The organism is Aquamicrobium sp. NLF2-7, assembly GCF_022359935.1.
In the GTDB taxonomy this organism is placed as follows: Bacteria; Pseudomonadota; Alphaproteobacteria; order Rhizobiales; family Rhizobiaceae; genus Mesorhizobium; species Mesorhizobium lusatiense.
In genome coordinates, this window is record NZ_JAKSED010000005.1 from 48,965 (window position 1) to 66,940 (window position 17,976).

Annotated in this window: 19 protein-coding genes; 17 read left to right on the forward strand and 2 right to left on the reverse strand. The window is 61.6% G+C overall.

The genetic code is table 11. From position 1 onward, the window contains the following. Positions 1-62 precede the first annotated feature (62 nt). From MIC97_RS21330 to MIC97_RS21350, 5 genes are all read left to right on the forward strand, one after another. The gene (locus MIC97_RS21330; protein ID WP_239801951.1) at positions 63-668 is read left to right on the forward strand and encodes a DUF1419 domain-containing protein; all 606 of its coding nucleotides are present in this window, start codon (positions 63-65) and stop codon (positions 666-668) included. Positions 669-683: 15 nt separating this feature from the next. Beyond that, on the forward strand, positions 684-1,082 hold the full coding sequence (locus MIC97_RS21335) for a DUF3085 domain-containing protein (protein ID WP_239801952.1): 399 nt from the start codon (positions 684-686) through the stop codon (positions 1,080-1,082). A gap of 84 nt (positions 1,083-1,166) precedes the next feature. Then, complete coding sequence (locus tag MIC97_RS21340) at positions 1,167-6,263, forward strand: N-6 DNA methylase (RefSeq protein ID WP_239801953.1); 5,097 nt, start codon at positions 1,167-1,169, stop codon at positions 6,261-6,263. Positions 6,264-6,652: 389 nt separating this feature from the next. After that, positions 6,653-6,880 carry a hypothetical protein gene (locus MIC97_RS21345; protein WP_239801954.1) on the forward strand — a complete coding sequence of 76 codons (228 nt, stop codon included), beginning with the start codon at positions 6,653-6,655 and terminating at the stop codon, positions 6,878-6,880. A 37-nt stretch (positions 6,881-6,917) separates the two neighbouring features. Further along, a complete protein-coding gene (locus MIC97_RS21350; protein ID WP_239801955.1) occupies positions 6,918-7,643 on the forward strand; it encodes a LuxR C-terminal-related transcriptional regulator in 726 nt (241 codons plus the stop codon). Positions 7,644-7,767: 124 nt separating this feature from the next. Here the strand turns inward: MIC97_RS21350 and MIC97_RS21355 are convergent, their stop codons facing one another. Both MIC97_RS21355 and MIC97_RS21360 read right to left on the reverse strand, forming a co-directional pair. Then, positions 7,768-8,265, reverse strand: coding sequence for an RES family NAD+ phosphorylase (locus tag MIC97_RS21355; protein WP_239801956.1), 498 nt, complete (start codon positions 8,263-8,265; stop codon positions 7,768-7,770). A 7-nt stretch (positions 8,266-8,272) separates the two neighbouring features. Continuing rightward, the gene (locus tag MIC97_RS21360) at positions 8,273-8,623 is read right to left on the reverse strand and encodes an antitoxin Xre/MbcA/ParS toxin-binding domain-containing protein (RefSeq protein ID WP_239801957.1); all 351 of its coding nucleotides are present in this window, start codon (positions 8,621-8,623) and stop codon (positions 8,273-8,275) included. A 330-nt stretch (positions 8,624-8,953) separates the two neighbouring features. On the opposite strand from MIC97_RS21360, the gene MIC97_RS21365 reads away from it, so the two are divergent. From MIC97_RS21365 to MIC97_RS21425, 12 genes are all read left to right on the forward strand, one after another. After that, positions 8,954-10,657, forward strand: coding sequence for a ParB/RepB/Spo0J family partition protein (locus MIC97_RS21365; protein WP_239801958.1), 1,704 nt, complete (start codon positions 8,954-8,956; stop codon positions 10,655-10,657). An 88-nt stretch (positions 10,658-10,745) separates the two neighbouring features. Further along, positions 10,746-11,219, forward strand: coding sequence for a hypothetical protein (locus tag MIC97_RS21370; protein ID WP_239802058.1), 474 nt, complete (start codon positions 10,746-10,748; stop codon positions 11,217-11,219). After that, positions 11,216-12,103: a hypothetical protein gene (locus tag MIC97_RS21375; protein ID WP_239801959.1), complete on the forward strand. Its 888-nt coding sequence runs from the start codon at positions 11,216-11,218 to the stop codon at positions 12,101-12,103. Before MIC97_RS21370 ends, MIC97_RS21375 begins: the two co-directional genes overlap by 4 nt. Next, the gene (locus MIC97_RS21380; protein WP_239801960.1) at positions 12,103-12,432 is read left to right on the forward strand and encodes a hypothetical protein; all 330 of its coding nucleotides are present in this window, start codon (positions 12,103-12,105) and stop codon (positions 12,430-12,432) included. The genes MIC97_RS21375 and MIC97_RS21380 overlap by 1 nt, the downstream gene beginning before the upstream one ends. Before the next feature lie 40 nt (positions 12,433-12,472). Then, positions 12,473-12,871: a hypothetical protein gene (locus tag MIC97_RS21385; RefSeq protein WP_239801961.1), complete on the forward strand. Its 399-nt coding sequence runs from the start codon at positions 12,473-12,475 to the stop codon at positions 12,869-12,871. Positions 12,872-12,948: 77 nt separating this feature from the next. Beyond that, positions 12,949-13,122, forward strand: a complete 174-nt coding sequence (locus MIC97_RS21390; protein WP_239801962.1) for a hypothetical protein — start codon at positions 12,949-12,951, stop codon at positions 13,120-13,122. Positions 13,123-13,165: 43 nt separating this feature from the next. Further along, on the forward strand, positions 13,166-13,330 hold the full coding sequence (locus MIC97_RS21395; RefSeq protein ID WP_239801963.1) for a hypothetical protein: 165 nt from the start codon (positions 13,166-13,168) through the stop codon (positions 13,328-13,330). A 1,148-nt stretch (positions 13,331-14,478) separates the two neighbouring features. Continuing rightward, positions 14,479-15,063, forward strand: coding sequence for a hypothetical protein (locus tag MIC97_RS21405; protein WP_239801964.1), 585 nt, complete (start codon positions 14,479-14,481; stop codon positions 15,061-15,063). A 151-nt stretch (positions 15,064-15,214) separates the two neighbouring features. Further along, a complete protein-coding gene (locus MIC97_RS21410) occupies positions 15,215-15,811 on the forward strand; it encodes a MarR family transcriptional regulator (protein ID WP_239801965.1) in 597 nt (198 codons plus the stop codon). A 16-nt stretch (positions 15,812-15,827) separates the two neighbouring features. Further along, positions 15,828-16,541 carry a hypothetical protein gene (locus MIC97_RS21415; RefSeq protein ID WP_239801966.1) on the forward strand — a complete coding sequence of 238 codons (714 nt, stop codon included), beginning with the start codon at positions 15,828-15,830 and terminating at the stop codon, positions 16,539-16,541. A gap of 246 nt (positions 16,542-16,787) precedes the next feature. Then, positions 16,788-17,270: a TlpA family protein disulfide reductase gene (locus tag MIC97_RS21420; protein WP_239801967.1), complete on the forward strand. Its 483-nt coding sequence runs from the start codon at positions 16,788-16,790 to the stop codon at positions 17,268-17,270. After that, complete coding sequence (locus MIC97_RS21425; protein ID WP_239801968.1) at positions 17,267-17,965, forward strand: MOSC domain-containing protein; 699 nt, start codon at positions 17,267-17,269, stop codon at positions 17,963-17,965. Before MIC97_RS21420 ends, MIC97_RS21425 begins: the two co-directional genes overlap by 4 nt. Positions 17,966-17,976 lie beyond the last annotated feature (11 nt).

Below are 17,976 nucleotides of genomic sequence, written 5' to 3' on the forward strand. Positions count from 1 at the left end.
GATGGTGGTCCGCAAGGGATGAGCCGCGTGTCCCACCCGACGAGGCCAGAAGGAGCCCATCCATGACCCCAGCTTCTCCAATCCGCAAGATCTATCAGGGCGTCGCCAATCGCCGGCAGATGTTCCGCATGTTCGATCGCCATGGCCAGCGACCCAATCGCTGGGAGAGTGATGATAGCGCCCTCTTCCGTGGTGAATGGTTCGAGATCGCCAAGGTCGAGCACGATTACATGCTCGACATCCTGCCGCCGCTCTGGATGCGCGGGGAAATGTTTGCGATGCGTGAATTCCTCACCGAAACGATCACCAGCATCTTCTACACGCTGCGGATCGACGGAAAGGTCCGCTATTTCCACGGCTATTGCGACCTGACTGACCTGCGCTCACCGGTGGCAATGCGCGACGCGATCGTCGAGCGGGAGAGCTGGCCGGTGAAGGCGATGACGCATGAGGAGCGCCTTGAGCACATCTGGAGCGCCACACATGATGAATATCGTGGCTTTGCGGGTGACCGTTGGCATCCCCAATTTCGTGGCAAGCGCACGGTGCTGGTCTACGGCCGTCGAGGCGGCACCGTCCTCAAGCTTCTGGAAGAACTCACTGAAGACGAGATCCAGGCCAAGCTGCCGGTTCACCTGCGGCATTTGCCCGAGCGGCGCGCGGCGTGACCGGGGGAGGCTGTCATGTTCACCTTCCCGATTCTTGCGGTCCGCAAGGTTATCGCGCGAGGAATTGCCGATGCCGCTGCCAATGACGGTTTCCGCAATCCCTTTTACGGCTCTCGCCCCGGTAAGGGCGAAAAGCCCGGATTGTGGCTCGTCGGGGACGAAGGCGTCTACCTCATGTCCAACGGTAAGCTGGTTGACGGGCAGCAGGCGCTCGTCATCTATTCCGAGCAATGCCATCCCAAGGGCGATATCGACTGGTGGGACTACAAGCGTCGCCATTTTGGCGGTGACGACGGCATCGAGTTTATCGAAGCCGAGCGGCTGATCCCGCTCTTTGACCGCAATATGCGGGCGACCCACCTCAACATCCAGCTTAGCGAGACCGAAGTCGCGCTCACGCTGATCGTCCGTTGAACCCTCTCAAACGCCGTTGTCGAGCCTCTGGCAGATTCGCTCTGCCAGAACCTTCTGCGCATTTCCACATAAGGAGAAACACCCATGTCCCACGACGATCCGTTCTCGCTCTCGCCTCTAGGTAATTCGACGCTTTCATCGAGCTTTGGTCTCGGCACCGCGGCCTTTGGCGATGACTTTGCGGCAAACGACTTCGATGACGACCCTCCGCCGGCCGGGCCCTCGCCTGCAATGCAGACACCATCCTCTCCGCCGCCGACCGCACCATTGTCGCCAGGTGCTAATTTCTATCTTTCCGGAAGCCGTGGTCTCGCCCGCGGCTGGAAGCAAAGGGCGCGGGACAACATCGCCGCCATCCGGCTCGCAGCCGAGATCGAGGCCGAGGAGCGTCACGCCACGAGCAACGAGCAGGACAAATTGATCCGCTTCACCGGCTTTGGCGCTTCCGACCTTGCCAACGGCGTATTCCGTCGCCCAGGCGAGGTCGAATTCCGAACGGGCTGGAACGAGATCGGTATGGCGCTGGAGGATGCGGTTGCGGAGGCGGACTATGCATCCCTTGCCCGCTGCACCCAATATGCTCATTTTACCCCGGAGTTTATCGTTCGGGCGATATGGGCAGGGCTTCAGCGCCTCGGCTGGCGCGGCGGCCGGGTCCTCGAGCCAGGGATCGGTACAGGGTTGTTTCCGGCGCTCATGCCGGAACGCCTGCGTGCGGTATCGCAGGTCACCGGAATCGAGCTCGATCCGGTCACGGCGCGTATCGCCCGGCTGTTGCAGCCACGGGCGCGGATCGTCACCGGAGACTTCGCCCGGACCGACCTTCCGGCAAGTTTCGATCTCGTCGTCGGCAATCCGCCATTCTCGGATCGCACCGTCCGATCCGACCGGGCATATCGCTCGATGAAGCTGGTGCTGCATGATTATTTCATCGCGCGGTCGATCGATCTCTTGAAGCCGGGGGCGCTGGCCGCCTTCGTCACAAGTTCCGGCACGATGGACAAGGCCGATTGCTTGGCGCGCGAGCATATCGCAAAATCGGCCGACCTCATCGCCGCGATCCGTCTGCCTGAAGGAAGTTTTCGTTCAGACGCCGGCACCGATGTGGTCGTCGACATCCTGTTCTTCCGCAAACGCAAGGCGGGCGAGCCGGAGGGCGATCAGGCCTGGCTCGACATAGACGAAATCCGCCCAGCGATAGAAGACGAAGGCGCTATCCGCATCAATCGCTGGTTCGCGCGCCATCCGGCCTTCGTGCTCGGTACGCATGCCCTTACTTCCGGCCCGTTCGGCGAGACCTATACATGTCTGCCTCGCAAGGACCGGGATCTCGTTTCTACGCTCGCCGCCGCCATCAATCTTCTTCCGGAAGCTCTATACGACGGCGAGCCCACCGAAATCGATCTGGAGCTTGAGGATGAAGTCGAGGGCACACCTGTCAATTTGCCGTTGAAACGCCATGTCCGTGAAGGCAGCTTCTTCTTTGACCAGGCCCGCGGGCTGATGCAGATTCTCGATGGCGAGCCCGTCGCGGTGAAGGTCCGGAAGGGGCGCAGCGGCGACGGCATCCCCGAAAAGCATGTCCACATCATCCGCAAGCTGATCCCAATTCGCGATGCTGTGCGTGAAGTCCTCAAGGCGCAGGAACTGGATCGGCCGTGGAAAGATCTCCAGGTCAGGCTGCGTATCGCCTGGTCGAGTTTTGTCCGCGACTTCGGGCCGATCAATCACACGACGGTTTCGATCACGGAAGCCCCGGATGGTGAGACCCGCGAGAATCATCGACGTCCCAACCTGCAGCCGTTCCTCGATGATCCCGATTGCTGGCTGGTGGCGTCGATCGAGGATTATGATCTCGATACCGACACATCGCGTCCCGGCCCGATCTTCACGGAGCGCGTAATTTCTCCTCCGGCCGCACCGATTATCAACAGCGCCACCGACGCGCTCGCGGTCGTCCTCAACGAACGCGGTCGAGTCGATATCGATCACATCGCCGAACTTCTGCATCGTGACCCGAAAGATGTCGTCGCAGAGCTGGGCAGCGCCATTTTCCGGAATCCGGCCGATGGCTCATGGCAGATGGCCGATGCCTATCTGTCCGGCCGTGTCCGCGACAAGCTGAAGGCAGCAGAGGCCGCGGCGGCGCTCGATCCCGCCTATCAGCGCAACGTCTCGGCGCTGCAAGGTGTCCAGCCTGCCGACCTTCGTCCTTCCGACATCACCGCGCGTCTCGGAGCGCCATGGATACCGGCGGCCGATGTCGTCGCCTTTGTCAAAGAGACGATGAACGCCGATATCAAGATCCATCACATGCCGGAACTGGCGTCGTGGACGGTCGATGCGCGGCAACTCGGCTATCTGGCGGCCGGCACCTCCGAATGGGGAACGGATCGTCGCCATGCCGGCGAATTGCTGGCGGACGCGCTGAATAGCCGCGTGCCGCAGATCTTCGACACGATCAAGGATGGCGACAGCGAGAAGCGCGTTCTTAACGTCGTGGACACCGAGGCGGCCAAGGAGAAGCTCTACAAGATCAAGACCGCTTTCCAGAACTGGATCTGGTCCGATCCCGATCGGACCGACAGACTGGCGCGGGTCTATAATGACCGCTTCAACAACATCACCCCTCGAAAATTCGACGGGTCCCATCTCCAGCTTCCAGGCGCCTCCGGCGCCTTTGTTCTTTATGGTCATCAGAAACGCGGCATCTGGCGCATCATCTCGGATGGCGCGACCTATCTTGCCCATGCTGTTGGCGCCGGCAAGACGATGACCATGGCAGCCGCCATCATGGAACAGCGCCGTCTCGGCCTGATCTCCAAGGCGATGCTCACCGTCCCCGGTCACTGCCTGGGGCAGGTCGCGCGCGAATTCCTCGCGCTTTATCCCAATGCCCGCATCCTTGTCGCCGATGAGACGAATTTCACCAAAGACAAGCGCGCCCGGTTTCTGTCGCGCGCGGCGACTGCGACGTGGGACGCCATCATCATCACCCATTCAGCCTTCCGCTTCATCGGCGTTCCCTCCGCCTTCGAGCAGCAGATGATCCATGACGAGCTGGAACTCTACGAAAGCCTCCAGCTGAAGGTCGAGGATGAGGATCGTGTTTCGCGCAAGCGCCTCGAGCGGCTGAAGGAGGGGTTGCAGGAACGGCTGGAGGGACTCTCGACCCGAAAGGATGATCTGTTGACCATCGCCGAGATCGGCGTCGATCAGGTCATTGTTGACGAGGCCCAGGAGTTCCGCAAGCTCAGCTTCGCCACCAATATGTCAACACTCAAGGGGGTCGATCCGAACGGCTCGCAGCGCGCCTGGGATCTCTACGTTAAATCGCGCTTCATCGAGACGAAGAACCCGGGCCGGGCGCTTGTCCTGGCTTCCGGGACGCCAATCACCAATACGCTCGGCGAGATGTTCACGGTGCAGCGGCTCATGGATCATGCCGCCCTGATGGAGCGCGGTCTGCACGAGTTCGACGCCTGGGCCTCGACTTTCGGTGATACGACTACCGAACTGGAGCTCCAGCCCTCGGGCAAATACAAGCCGGTTTCCCGTTTCGCCAGCTTCGTCAACGTTCCCGAACTGATCGCGATGTTCCGGTCCTTCGCGGATGTCGTAATGCCGGTGGATCTGGCAGAATATGTGAAGGTGCCGGCGATCGCGACCGGCAAGCGCCAGATCATCACCTCGAAGCCGACACAGGCTTTCAAGCACTACCAAATGGTACTGGATGCGCGCATCAAGGCCATCGAGGAACGCAAAGGGCCGGCCGAGCCCGGTGACGATATCCTGCTCTCCGTCATCACCGATGGCCGCCATGCAGCGATCGACCTGCGCCTGGTCGAGGCCGACAATAATAACGAACCGGCCAACAAGCTCAACAATCTCATCTCGAACGCCTACCGGATTTGGCGGGAAACGGCTGACAACACCTATGCTCGCCCGGACGGCAAGCCATTTGAGCTGACAGGCGCAGCGCAAATGATCTTTTCCGATCTCGGCACGATCAATGTCGAGAAGACGCGCGGCTTCTCGGCCTATCGCTGGATTCGCGAAGAACTGATCCGGCTCGGCGTACCGCCGTCCGAAATCGCCTTCATGCAGGACTACAAGAAGTCGGACGCCAAGCAGCGGCTGTTCGGCGACGTTCGCGCCGGCAAGATCCGCTTCCTGATCGGCAGTTCCGAAACGATGGGCACCGGCGTCAATGCCCAGCTTCGCCTGAAGGCGCTGCATCATCTCGACGTGCCCTGGTTGCCTTCACAGATCGAGCAGCGCGAGGGTCGGATTGTACGGCAAGGCAATCAGCATGAAGTGGTCGATATCTTCGCCTATGCCACCGAAGGCTCGCTCGACGCCACCATGTGGCAAAACAACGAGCGCAAGGCCCGGTTCATTGCGGCAGCACTCTCCGGGGACACCTCGATCCGGCGGCTCGAGGACATGGGCGAAGGCCAGGCCAATCAGTTCGCCATGGCCAAGGCCATTGCATCGGGCGATCAGCGCCTGATGCAAAAGGCGGGGCTTGAAGCCGATATCGCTCGGCTGGAGCGTCTGCGGGCCGCCCATATCGATGATCAGCATGCTGTTCGCAGGCAGCTTCGCGACGCCGAGCGCGACATTGAATATGCCGCGCGGCGGATTTCTGAGATCGGTCAGGACATCGAGCGTCTGGTTCTAACCGGCGGAGATCCATTCTCCATGATTGTGGGAGGCAAGCGCCACGATGAACGCAAGAAAGCGGGGAGGGCGCTCATGAAGGAAATCCTCACCCTCGTGCAACTTCAGCAAGAAGGCGAGTGCATCATCGCCTCGATCGGCGGCTTCGAGCTTGAATATTCCGGCGAACGCTTCGGCAAGGACGGTTATCGCTATTCCACAATGCTGCTCCGGACCGGCGTGGAACACGAGATCGAGCTTGCGATCACCGTCACGCCGCTCGGCGCGATCTCCCGGATCGAGCGGGCCTTGTCCGGCTTCGAGGACGAACAGGAACGCTATCGTCAGCGACTGGCCGATGCGCGCCGCCGACTGACATCCTATCAGTCGCGGGGCGAAGGCGGCGCGTTCGCCTTTGCCGACGAACTGGAGGAAAAGCGCCGACAACTTGCTGAGGTCGAGGAAGCTCTGGCGAAGGACCTCGAAAGCCCTGACGAGGCCCCCGCAATCGCGGCCTAACCAGGCCGCGTCTCCCGGCAACCCCTCGACAAGCTTAAGACGATGATTGAGCGGCCGAAGCAACTGGCTTGTCGAGCCACTTGGCTCGATCAGCTCCCCCAGGAAAGGAGGAAGTCGCGAAAAGCCCATTTGCTTCTATCTGAAAAGCCCAGCGGCTTCAGCCTTGCCGGCCATTATTCGCCGATCGACAGGCCGCCTTTCCCTCTTTTCTTGGCGCGATACATGGCTGTGTCCGCCGCACGAAGAAGCGCTTCGAAGGTTGTGCCCTGTTGGGGATAGAGCGCAACACCGATGGATGCGGAGCATGAGATCGACTGGTTCTCTATCTCGAAGGGCCGGCCGACCAGTTCGGAAATGCGGGAAAAAATCGCTGCCGCGTCGATCGGCCGATGGGGATCGTCGATACAAATGACGAACTCATCGCCACCGATGCGGCCACAGATATCCGAGTCCCGAGTGCCGGCACGGAGCCGCTCGGCTACGTTCCGCAAAAGCTCGTCGCCGACGCTATGGCCATGTGTATCATTCACGCGCTTGAAATCGTCGAGATCGATGAACGCCAGCGCCAGGCGCCCTTCAAGGCCTCGGTGGGAGAGCCGTTTTTCGACCCGCGATAGTGTAAAATAGCGGTTAGGGAAAAATTGAATAAACTTGATGATTTATAGAGAGCCAGTGGAGCGGATCGCCGATCCAGTAATGTCAATCTGCGCGGCGGAAACTGAGGTCGAGCTGCGGCGGGTTGTCCAACGAAGCATCGAACGTTTCGGTTTCCAGAGCTACAATCTTTCGTTCCGCAAGAAGGACCGGCGCGAGTTTATGTCGGAGCCCACCCTCACCAATTGGAGCGGCGCGGATCTGGCGCGGTACGCCGATGAGGGGTGGGTGGAGAAAGACCCCTTGCTTGAGATGGCGGTTGGGCGGGCCGGGCGGCCAATGGTCTGGACCCCTGCGCAATGGGCGTCTTCCGTTCATTCGACCTATGGCGAGTATATCGCCAGCACCGGAATTATCAGCGGGGCGACCGCGGCGTTGGATGAGCGTCCGGGAAGCCTGAGCGCGATGACGGCCCTGTCATTCGCGGATGCTTCCAGGAGCCGGAGCGACGCCTATGCCATCCAGATAATCGGCCAGGTCGCGGTCACCCGCGCAGCGGTCCTGGGTATTCCGGGGGCGGACGTCATCGGAGCCTCGTATCTGAACCGGTTGTCGTCGCGGCAGATGGAGATACTGGGGTGGATCGCGCAAGGAAAATCCAACGCCGACATAGCCATCATTGTCGGTTCAGCCAAGCGAACTGTCGATTATCACGTCTCGGAAATTCTGAGAAAGCTGGAAGTCGCCAGCAAGGCGCAAGCGGCAGCCATCTATTCCAGTCAGTGAGGCGGCGAAGCTCGGCCCGTGATCGGACGTCCTGTCAGTGCGCTTGCGGCTCTTGCCGCTCGCTTTGCTGTCGCAATTGTCCGCTCGTGTGGTGTGCGACTTTTAACGCCAGCCTTTTTGGGTGTTATCGCGAAAGCCTGTTTTCGTCATCGATCAGGGTCAGGCGGCAGGGCGCGGAGCTGCTCCATTGCCATAGGACGAGGTTGAGATCGTCAGCCGTTGCACCCGCAGCAAAGCTGCGAACCAACAGACCATGATAGCCGGCTGCTGCAAGCCGTCGGGCAAAAGCCTGCGTGACTGCCTCGCCACTTGTCTTCATCTGATCGCGCCAGGTTGAATCGCTCAGCGCCGGCATCGTCATTCCTTCAGCCCGCATCGCCGCCTCGTCACGGCAGTCGAACACGTTTTTTATGCTCGCGTCATAGCAAACCAGCGTTGTGGGTTGCAGGCTGCCGGCCTGATTGGCTTCGCGCAGTGCCGTCATGACGGACAAGGACATATAGAGCGCTGGCGTTCCCTTGCGATTGAAGCGTCCGCCATAGAGCTGCGCGCCGCGGCCCGACATCGGCTCGCTGGCGAAGATCGGGTTGAGCGCCCGGTAGAGTTGTCCCTCGTATCGCACCCGTGGCCTATGCGTGCACGCCGGCGTCGACCGCGTCAATATAATCGAGCACCTCGTCGGCACGGCCGTCACGGACCAGCTGCATGGCGGTCATGCCCGAAAAACCCGGCAGAGGTTCGGATCGATACCATGCGTAAGCCATCAGTGCCGAGCCAAACCGGGGCTCGACCTTATTGACGATCTCGGTCATCTCGCGCAGCCGACGCTGTGTCTTGTCCGAGCTGATACGATCCTTGCGCTGGATCGCATCCTTGCCAAGTCCGGCCGTCCGCGCAATTTCCTCGCTCGTCGTCCGCAAAGCGGCAGCGATCTTGCGTGGCGAAAAAAGACCATCGTCAGCATATTGGGCAAGTCCCATGGCGCTTACCTCCAATTCCGCACATCCAATATGACGCAATATAGCGTCAGAATGATCGGCATTCAAGATGGAATAGAGAGAGGCTGGGAGGAAACGGAAGAAGCAAGCCCGCTCGCAGAGCGGGTAGGCCGCTGACGCTGGTGCTCAATCGCCGCCATCGCGATCCCGGCCCGTCGTCCTGCGCAGGGCTTTAAGCCCCGCTCGGCCAGCCGGGCAGGGATGCTCGCCCGCAATTGCCCCGGCCTGCCCGCTCCGCGGGCCGGGGGATGTCTTCGAGAAGAAGACGAAAAAGGACCGGCGCGGTGCCGGTTCGTCAAGAGGAGCATCCCCATGGAAATCAAGCTGATTGATCCGCGTTCGCTCGTGGAGAATCCCGACAGGGCCCGCCGCACCAAATCGAGTCCGCAATCGGACGCGCTGTTGCTGGCGACGATCCGGGCCGTTGGCATTGTGCAGCCGCCGGTCGTGGCGCCACAGACTGATGGCGGCAATGGTTATGTCATCCACTCTGGCCATCGCCGTATCAGGCAGGCGATCGTCGCGGGTCTGGAAGAGATCGCGGTTCTGGTCGGCGAGCCCGCCGAGGACGGCGGCGCCCTGCGCTCGATGGTCGAGAATATCGCTCGCGAGAACCTCAATCCTGTCGACCAGTGGCGCGCTATCGAACGGCTCGTCGCTCTTGGCTGGACCGAAGAGGCGATTGCCGTCGCGCTCGCTCTGCCGATCCGCCAGATCAGAAAGCTGCGCCTGCTCGCCAATGTGCTGCCTGCCATGCTCGATCACATGGCCAAAGGCGACATGCCCAATGAGGGGCAATTGCGAACCATCGCATCGGCGGCCCTCGATGAGCAGAAAGAGGTCTGGAAAAAACACAAGCCTTCGAAGGCCGACCCGCAGGTATCGTGGTGGAGCGTTGCGCAGGGCCTTCAGAAAACGCGCATGTATGCCCGCGATGCGAGCTTCGACGATGACCTGGCGCAGGCCTATGGCATCGCCTGGGTGGAAGACCTTTTCGCGCCGGCAGATGAGGACAGCCGCTATACGACCGACGTCGAGGCGTTTCTCGGAGCTCAGCAGGAGTGGATGACGGCTAATCTGCCCAAACGAGGGTCCATTGTGGAGGCCGGCCAATGGGGCGAGCCGAAGCTGCCCCCCAAAGCCGAGCGTGTCTACGGCAAAGCGAGCAAATCTGACCACACCGCGATGTATCTCGACCGCGACGGCAAGGTGCAGTCGGTGGCTTACCGCATGCCCGAAGCCAAAAAGCCCAGGGGCGGGAAGGATGCGCATCCCGGCTCCGATGATGGTGCACCGATCGTCAACACCCGACCCGACGTCACCCGGAAGGGCATGGAGATGATTGGCGACCTGCGCACTGACGCCTTGCACGAGGCGCTGTCTCGCGCCCCGATCGAGGACGACACGCTGATGGCGCTGCTGGTTCTGGCTTTTGCCGGCCAGAACGTTTCCGTCGCGTCTGGAAAGCGTGACGTCTCCTTTTACGGTGCCGTTGGTCTTGGTGAACATGCCGCGCGCCTCTTCGATCAGGATGGCAAGCTCGAATTCGACATGGAGACGCTGCGGATCGCCGTGCGCTCCCTGCTGGTTGACGTCCTGTCGTGTCGCGAAAACCGATCGGACAGCGGCGTCGTCGCCCGGGTCGCCGGAAATATCATCGGCGCCGACAACTTCTTGCCGAATATGGGCACGGACGAATTCCTGTCGTGCCTCTCGCGTCCGGCTCTGGAAGCCTCGTGCAAGGGCACGTCGATCCTGCCGCGCCAGCGGGTGAAGGACACGCGGGCAGCTCTCGTCGAGCATTTCCAGGCGGAACGCTTCGTTCATCAGGCAGCGCTGTTTGCACCCGATCCGGAAAAGCTCTCGGCCTGGCTCAGGAAGAACGAAGTCGCGGAAGAGCCCGAGGACGAGGGCGCGTCCGAGCACGCTGCGCTCGAAGACGATACCAGCGGCGAGCCGGTTCATGGCCACAATGCTGATGACTACGAAGAAGGTTTCCGCGAAGCCGCCGAATAGCCGCACCTGTTTCTTTTTCCTTCGTACCGCTGCCGCCGGTTTACCACCGGCGGCGGCTTCGTTTTCCCTTCAATATCCGGAGGACATCATGTCCGCACACTCGATCTTTGAAGACGCTCCCATCGGATCCATCGTTGCCTGGAGCGACGGAACCCCGCGTCCCCCCGAACGGTTCACCAGGAAACTCGCCGCCTGGAGGAACAACAACAGCAAAGGCCGGTTGATCCGGAAAGAACCCCCGCGGAGCCGTCCGACCTACTCGCCGCCGGCGGGCTTTACGTTGCATGAGGCAGATTTCGGGTCTGGCGGGGTCATCGCAATCCGCGTTCATCGCAGCTTCTCGGTAGACACCACGCTGCAATTTACCGTGGTGGAACGGCCCGTACCCGGCTCTGTTCGCGTCTTCGACCGGGCCGGTGACAATGCCGAACTCGTGCATCTCGCACCGCACCGCGCGGCGGCCGAGGAATGGCTTTCGCGCCATGGCTATCCCAATGCCGTGCTGGACGACGTTACAGCGGACGCGGTCGCCGCCGATGTTGTCGAGGGGAGGGTGGCATGAGCGTTCACTCTTCCTCGAGCGCCAAACCTGATGCTACCCCCGGTTCGCCAGGGGTTTTGTTTGGCCGCAGCGCCGACGGGCTTTTGGTGGCGCTGGTCGGTGAGACCGCCTTCGCCATGGTCCCGGGCCGCGAAGGCAAATACTTCCTTGCCAGCGGCTGGCGCATTGGCCGTCCGATCCGGGAATGGATGCGCTCGGATTTTTATGGCCATTCCGGCGAACTGGCTGATGAAGCGGCATTCCATCTGAAGGTCCAGGAAAACGCCGAGCACCAGCGGGAAAAACGCGCCCTCGGCCGGAAGGACATCTTTTCGTCCGCCAACACGCCATGGGGGCTTTCGCAGGGAGCGACACTCTACGCCGAGGGCGTAACCGCTCACTCGACGGCGGGGCATGGTGGTTTCAAGCTTTCGGCAGAGCGGAACCGCGAGGTGCATCCCATGCTGCGCTCCGCTGGCGGCTGGTACGAAGAAGATGCCGAGTGGGCGATCGTCTCGTTCACATTTCCGCATCTCTTCACCGCATATGAGCGCCGTCACGCCGAGCGCACAATTAAGGACTCCTGGCCTGATGCGTGGGAGGAGCTGACTGGCAATACCCTGGCTCCTGGTGACTCCCGCACCAAAGATCAACGTGCCTTTGAGGTTCAGCATGCCGCCGACTGGATCGTGATCTCCGCCATCAGCTCGGAGCAAAAGAAAGGTTTCGTGGAGGTCGTCGCCACAATGGGCGGGCGGCGCGGGGAGGCGGCTGAGGAACGCCGTTTTCTCGTGCCGGAGGCAGACTACAAGATGGGCCGGTTCGGTTTCGTGATCGATCCCGCTCGGCACGCGGTTTATGACGGCCCGTCCAGTTTCATCGGCTGGCAAAGGAGGGCACCCTGATGGCTTTCCCTCTGGAACTGCAGCGGCGGCTGTTGTGCATGGAAGAAGCTCGCCGGCAGACTCAACACCAGCTCGATATAGTCGAGCGCCAGATCTGGCGGCGCATGGCTTCGCTGATCCCCACCCTCGGTCGCAAGCATTCCGGTTATCGGCATGGAAGAGCGCCCGAACCCTCCGGGTTCCTCGAGCGATATCGATCAAACCTGGCCGCACTCACTGCCGAACGCCAGCCCGAAATTGATGCCCTGTCGCGCAAGCTCGCGCGCCAGGACCGCGCCATCGCGATGCTGATCGCGCGGCTGGATCCTGTCCGGGAACTGGCGGCCTGATTTCCAGGATGCCGTCCCGTCACTATCAAAGGAGGGCAGGATGCCGCTCTATACGATCGAAACCACCTATCGTCTTCCCTGTTATCGCCAGCGCACTTTTGAGGCTCCGAGCCGCGAAGCAGCTTGTCGCCTCGCCCTCCAGGATGAGGACTGGGACAGCGACAATTGCGACTATGAGACCGTCGGCGAAACCTATATCACAGGCGTTTGGATGAGCCCGGCGGCGTATTCCGGTCCGACGATCCGCGTCCCCGATTGCTTCGATGAGACCGTGCAGCGCAAGGCCGGTATGTTCGGCGAGTTGCTTGCGCTTCTCAAGGAAAGGGCACAGTCGCTGGGTCTTTCTGGTGATGAGTGCGAAGGCTGGCTGCCGCGAGCGCTGGCCGCGATCACGCGTGCCGATGCCGTTCTCTCCGACAGGCGGGCTGAAGTGCGATGAGCAAACCGGGCGATCTTTCCGCAGGCCACTACGTCGCAACCTCGACGGTGGACAGCACGCGACGGAACCTCTTCTACATGGCTCCTGGCAAAGAGCGGCATATCGGGACCTTGGTTGGAGGCTCGCGGACCCGCATCGCACAGTTCGATGTCGACTGCGAACGCATCGTGCTTGCGCTCGCTCATTACGAGGAGGCTCTTTCCTCTACCGAAGGAGCCGTTCCCGATGGTGAGGGGGAGGCAAGATCGTGAAACGTACGGCACGTCTCCGCCCTGCTCATCCGCTTTTCGAGCATTGGACGACGAGCGAGACATCGGCAATGGCATCATCGTAACGCTTCGTCCCGGCCATTTCTTTTACGACGATTGCGGCGTCATGGGCTTCGACACGCCAGCCGAAGCGCTCGATGCTCTATTGGAAGTCTACCGCCGAGAGCAGACCGCTGCAGTCAGAACATGAGGTTCAGCTGCAATCGGTGCAACCGAACATGGCCGGATCATCCGGTGACGCGTGTGCCCTGTCCCACCTGCCAGGCGCCAGCCGGACGCTGGTGCCGGCGTCCGTCGGGGCACCGCGCGGCGGATCTCCACGTCGATCGCGAACGCGCTGCATTGGCTGCTGGCGTTCTTGAGATGTGCGAAGGTCCAAAGCGAGTAAACCGTGCAATCGGACCGATGTTGAGATAGTTTGATCGAAACCGTCGGAGGAATGGACATGGACGAGCTGACCTGGGCAGCTTTGCGGAGACTCCTGACGCTGGCTCAGAGCGACACCCACCAAGCGCGCCGGGTCGCCAATTTCCTCCTGGCGTGATGGAACGCCGAAAGCCTGGGCGGGTCTGACATTACCGATCTCTTCGCTGTCGACACCAGGATCGCCACCGATATGGCAACGGTCTTTTCCTGGCTTGCACGCCAAAGCAACGCGACGTATCCGACCGAACATCGTGCCGAGATCGAAGCGATTATCGCACAGTGGCGTCCGGAAATCTTATCGCGGTCAAGCCAGCCGGCCTGACGGCTGAGCCAACTCCTCGTACCCGAATCGGTGCGCAGTATCAGCGCTGTGAAACCGTGGGGCTGACTGTCTGCCGGTGTCCTGCACGGCGGTGCCGCATTATTGGATTGAAACCGGCATCGGCGCGGCGTCTTCATCGATGGTGAGAGAGAAGTCGATGACCTTCGATGCGGCTGAGATGCCCGTCAGGTGGGCGGCCGTTTGGATGTCGATGGCTCTGACGTCGATGAATCAAAACAAGTGCGCAGGATCAGGCAATTGGTCACCACCGCCTGTCGCTCCTTTTCCGTGTCGATATCGAGGCCGTGCCGGACCTCCCTCGGTCTGGCTGCGGTCCTGAACCGGCGGCCGTTCACTTCAAGGCCGCGTGCCGCGCCGCGTTGCGGCCGGATCGAGCCGGTCTCGACATGGCAGGCCCGCGTCCCGCGCCAGGCTCGAGAGCCCTGCTTGGCCGCAAACCTGCCATGCTCGACTTCGGCCCGACCGGACCTTGAAGCGCCCGTCATTCCGCCGGTTCTTTTGTTCCGCGCCCGAGGGAGGGCCGGCACGGAGCCGGTTCGAGCTTCGGGAACAGAAGGAAAGGACATACCATGACCAAGAAAGCCAATTCCCGCCCGAGCGCCCGCATTGTTCCTCTCCGTAAAGGAACCACCCTCGAAATGATCCGGCTCGCCTGCCCCGATGCGGCTCAGGCTTCCCTCATCTCGGAAAGCTTTGGCCTCCCGGTTCTCGACAGCGACGGTATCCGCGACCTCCACGAAAAACTCATCATCGAAACGGCTTCGGCGCTCGACGAAGGCCTTGGCGAACGGGCCATGCAGATCCACATGCAGCGCATTGTCGGATCATTCGTCGGTTCCGCCTATGGTGCGGGCCAGTTTTACAGCCGGGCGGTGACCGAAGCGCGCGACGCCACAGCAAAGGCCGCATGCGACGACCGCGACGAAGACATCGGTGGACCCGTGGGGTTCGACAGCGCCGCGCAGCGCAAGCGGGAATTCGCCGCCGATATGGCGCTCCAGGCCCATGCCCTGCGCATGGCGGCAGAAGGTGCAGTTGCTGCCTACGAACATGTCATCGGCGAGAAGTGGAAGCCCTTCGAGCGGGCCGTCGAGAACCCTGGCCAGGCCGTCGATCGCAAGGCGGCCGAGCTCCAGATGTCAGCATTTGGCTGAGCCGCTTCGGGCGGGGCCTCGGCTCCGCCCGTCGCCTCGTTAAAAAGTGCATTGACGATATATAGGAATCCTATGTAAATAAATTATGGAACCTCCTTTCGTTGCACCGCCGGTACATGCGCGCATTGCTGAAGGCCTTGAGCGGATCGCCATGGCATTGAGGGCGGACGATTGGGTACGTGCGCGCACGGCCGGTGTCACTCCGACGCAGTTGGCGATCCTGCGTCTATTGGACGGCCGTCATCGCGGATGGACAGTCAAGGACCTGTCCTTGCATCTGGGGGTATCCCAACCGACTGCTACCGATTCTATCCTCGCGCTCGAGCGTAAGGCGCTGATCGAAAAGCGCGCCGATCCCGCCGATGGCCGCGCCGTCCGCATCGTCATCACCAGTGCGGGCAGGGCTGTGGTCCGGGCCGGCCATGAGACTGCCGGCGCTGTGGATCGGGCTACCTCCGCCCTTAATGATGATGATCAGGAGCAACTTCTCGTGCAGCTCGTGTCCGTTATCCGCCAGCTTCAGGAACAGGGCACCATTCCCATTCAGCGCATGTGTGTGAGTTGCCGGTATTTCCGGCCCTATGCGCATGCCGATGCGGCGCAGCCGCATCATTGCAATTTCGTCGACGCGGCCTTCGGCCAGCAGGATCTGCGGATCGACTGCCGCGACCACGAAACCGCCGATCCTTCCGCCCGGGCTGCCACTTGGGGCGCATTTCAGAAGGATCACCACCCTCCAGGCGAATGAAGAAGGAGACGAACACATGCACCGAATACTTCTGCCGGCGGCGCTGCTCGGCGCAATGTCGGCCGTGCCGGCCCACGCCCATGAGAACACCGTGACGAGCCGGCCATCCGACGCCGTGCTGGCCTCGTTCGACATCATTGAAACCAGTATCGTCACCCATGGCGATACCGCCATTTTCACCACAAGGGTGCGTGGTGAAGCGGGGGTCGACAAGCCCGACGCCACCGGAAAGTTCGAAGGCTCGAGCGTCTATGCCTATGTCTGGCCGACCAGTCTCGACAGCGGCGATATCGGGTTCGACGCCAGTCAGGGAATCGTGGCGCTCGCCGTCACCTTCCATCCCGATTTCGACGACGCCGCCTATGGCGGAGAAAACCGCCATGTCTGGCACCCCCACTGGGTGGTGCTGGGAGAGGACGCCGCCTGCCCCGGCGGCCTCAAGGTTCACGATATTCCCGAGGGCACGACGCCAAAGGTGCCACCGACCTGGCCCAACGTGCCGCTGCTGATCGACAGCCCGGATTATCCCACAACCTTCACGGGGGACACGGTGGAAGTGAGCATTCCCGTTGCACTGATCGGTGGCATCGCCGATGCCTCGTTTGACGGTGTCACCGCCGGCCTCAAGGTCAACGCAAACCTGCACGCGCCGCTCTTGTGCGTCGACAACGTGTTCAAGGTCGCCTCGGGGGATCTCAGTCTTCCGGGCAAGGTTGCACCCGCCCATTGATCGGAATTGTCTGCGGCCATCGAAAGAAGGGCCGGTTCGTCGACTGCCATCGACGAACCGGCAGTTTCACCCCTCCAGGCATGAAGAGAAGAAACATGGGCAAAAATATCCTCATCGAGCCGACCGACGCAACAAGGCTGCTCTTGGACCAGTCGGTGACGTTCTCAGGATGTGGTACGGGGCGTGATAACCGGCCCCGACGTACATGCTGACCTGGCCCCCGGCTTCCGAAAAGGACCAACGCTGATGCTCACTCCGTCGCCCGCCCCCGAACTCGCTGTCAGCGCCTGGTTGAACACGGCAGAACCACTGACCCTTGCGGGTCTGCGCGGTCGCGTGGTGTTGCTGCACGCCTTCCAGCTTCTGTGTCCAGGCTGCGTTGCGCAATCCATCCCGCAGGTGCAACGCATCGAACGTGTCTTTTCAGGCTCCGACCTGCAAATCATCGGGCTTCACACGGTATTCGAGCATCATGATGCCATGTCGCCGGTGACGTTGCGAGCGTTCCTGCATGAATATCGCATCGTCTCCCCGGTCGGCGTCGATATGTCGGATGAACAATCTCCCATTCCGGTCACCATGCGACGCTATGGGTTTCGCGGCACCCCGTCCTCTGTACTGATCGGGCACGATGGAGCGATCCTCCACGAGACGTTCGGCGTCGAGGAGGATCTCGTCGTGGGCGCCCGGATCGCCATGGCACTGGCGAGCACAGGGACTCCATCATGACGGGCATTCCATTGCAGGCTCTGCTCGTCGGAGATGTCCGTCCCCTTGGACCGCGGGGCATTCCGAGCGGGATCGCCAAGTCGCCAATCGACCGGCCTTTGATGCTCGGCCTGCTGGGCCTTGCCGGTGACGCGCAGGGCGACACTCGGCATCACGGTGGCGCCGAAAAAGCCCTTCATCACTACGCGCTCGATCACTATCCCGCCTGGGTTGCGGATATTGGCCAGCGCGATGTTCTCGGCGCGGCCGGCGCCTTTGGCGAAAACCTCGCCACAGCTGGATTATTGGAAGATGACGTGGCCGTCGGCGACGTCTTCGCCATCGGCAGCGCCGTCATCGAGGTGAGCCAGGGCCGACAGCCCTGCTGGAAACTCAATGAACGCTTCGCTCAACCGGATATGGCGCGGCGCGTCCAGGCCAGCGGTCGCACCGGTTGGTATTATCGGGTGCTGGAGCCGGGTCAAATCGCGCCCGATAGTCGGCTCGAACGCATTCACCGTTCCGCACCGGCCTGGACCATCAGCCGCATATGGCGGGTGTTTTATGTCGACACGCTCAATCGCTCCGAACTCGAGGCGCTTGCCGAGCTGCCACAGCTGGCCGAGGGCTGGAGACGCCATGCGCGGCGGCGACTGGAAACCGGAAGGGTTGAAGACTGGACACCGAGGCTGGCCGGCGACGCACGCGCCGGCTGACCCTGACCGCG

Bases quoted from the DNA above. Each gene is read 5' to 3' on its own strand.
- MIC97_RS21330 (WP_239801951.1), top strand. From the start codon at position 63: ATGACCCCAGCTTCTCCAATCCGCAAGATCTATCAGGGCGTCGCCAAT.
- MIC97_RS21415 (WP_239801966.1), top strand. From the start codon at position 15,828: ATGCACCGAATACTTCTGCCGGCGGCGCTGCTCGGCGCAATGTCGGCC.
- MIC97_RS21380 (WP_239801960.1), top strand. From the start codon at position 12,103: ATGGCTTTCCCTCTGGAACTGCAGCGGCGGCTGTTGTGCATGGAAGAA.
- MIC97_RS21360 (WP_239801957.1), bottom strand. From the start codon at position 8,623: ATGGGACTTGCCCAATATGCTGACGATGGTCTTTTTTCGCCACGCAAG.
- MIC97_RS21345 (WP_239801954.1), top strand. From the start codon at position 6,653: ATGGGGATCGTCGATACAAATGACGAACTCATCGCCACCGATGCGGCC.
- MIC97_RS21425 (WP_239801968.1), top strand. From the start codon at position 17,267: ATGACGGGCATTCCATTGCAGGCTCTGCTCGTCGGAGATGTCCGTCCC.
- MIC97_RS21375 (WP_239801959.1), top strand. From the start codon at position 11,216: ATGAGCGTTCACTCTTCCTCGAGCGCCAAACCTGATGCTACCCCCGGT.
- MIC97_RS21405 (WP_239801964.1), top strand. From the start codon at position 14,479: ATGACCAAGAAAGCCAATTCCCGCCCGAGCGCCCGCATTGTTCCTCTC.
- MIC97_RS21350 (WP_239801955.1), top strand. From the start codon at position 6,918: ATGATTTATAGAGAGCCAGTGGAGCGGATCGCCGATCCAGTAATGTCA.
- MIC97_RS21365 (WP_239801958.1), top strand. From the start codon at position 8,954: ATGGAAATCAAGCTGATTGATCCGCGTTCGCTCGTGGAGAATCCCGAC.
- MIC97_RS21385 (WP_239801961.1), top strand. From the start codon at position 12,473: ATGCCGCTCTATACGATCGAAACCACCTATCGTCTTCCCTGTTATCGC.
- MIC97_RS21370 (WP_239802058.1), top strand. From the start codon at position 10,746: ATGTCCGCACACTCGATCTTTGAAGACGCTCCCATCGGATCCATCGTT.
- MIC97_RS21420 (WP_239801967.1), top strand. From the start codon at position 16,788: ATGCTCACTCCGTCGCCCGCCCCCGAACTCGCTGTCAGCGCCTGGTTG.
- MIC97_RS21410 (WP_239801965.1), top strand. From the start codon at position 15,215: ATGGCATTGAGGGCGGACGATTGGGTACGTGCGCGCACGGCCGGTGTC.
- MIC97_RS21390 (WP_239801962.1), top strand. From the start codon at position 12,949: ATGGCTCCTGGCAAAGAGCGGCATATCGGGACCTTGGTTGGAGGCTCG.
- MIC97_RS21340 (WP_239801953.1), top strand. From the start codon at position 1,167: ATGTCCCACGACGATCCGTTCTCGCTCTCGCCTCTAGGTAATTCGACG.
- MIC97_RS21335 (WP_239801952.1), top strand. From the start codon at position 684: ATGTTCACCTTCCCGATTCTTGCGGTCCGCAAGGTTATCGCGCGAGGA.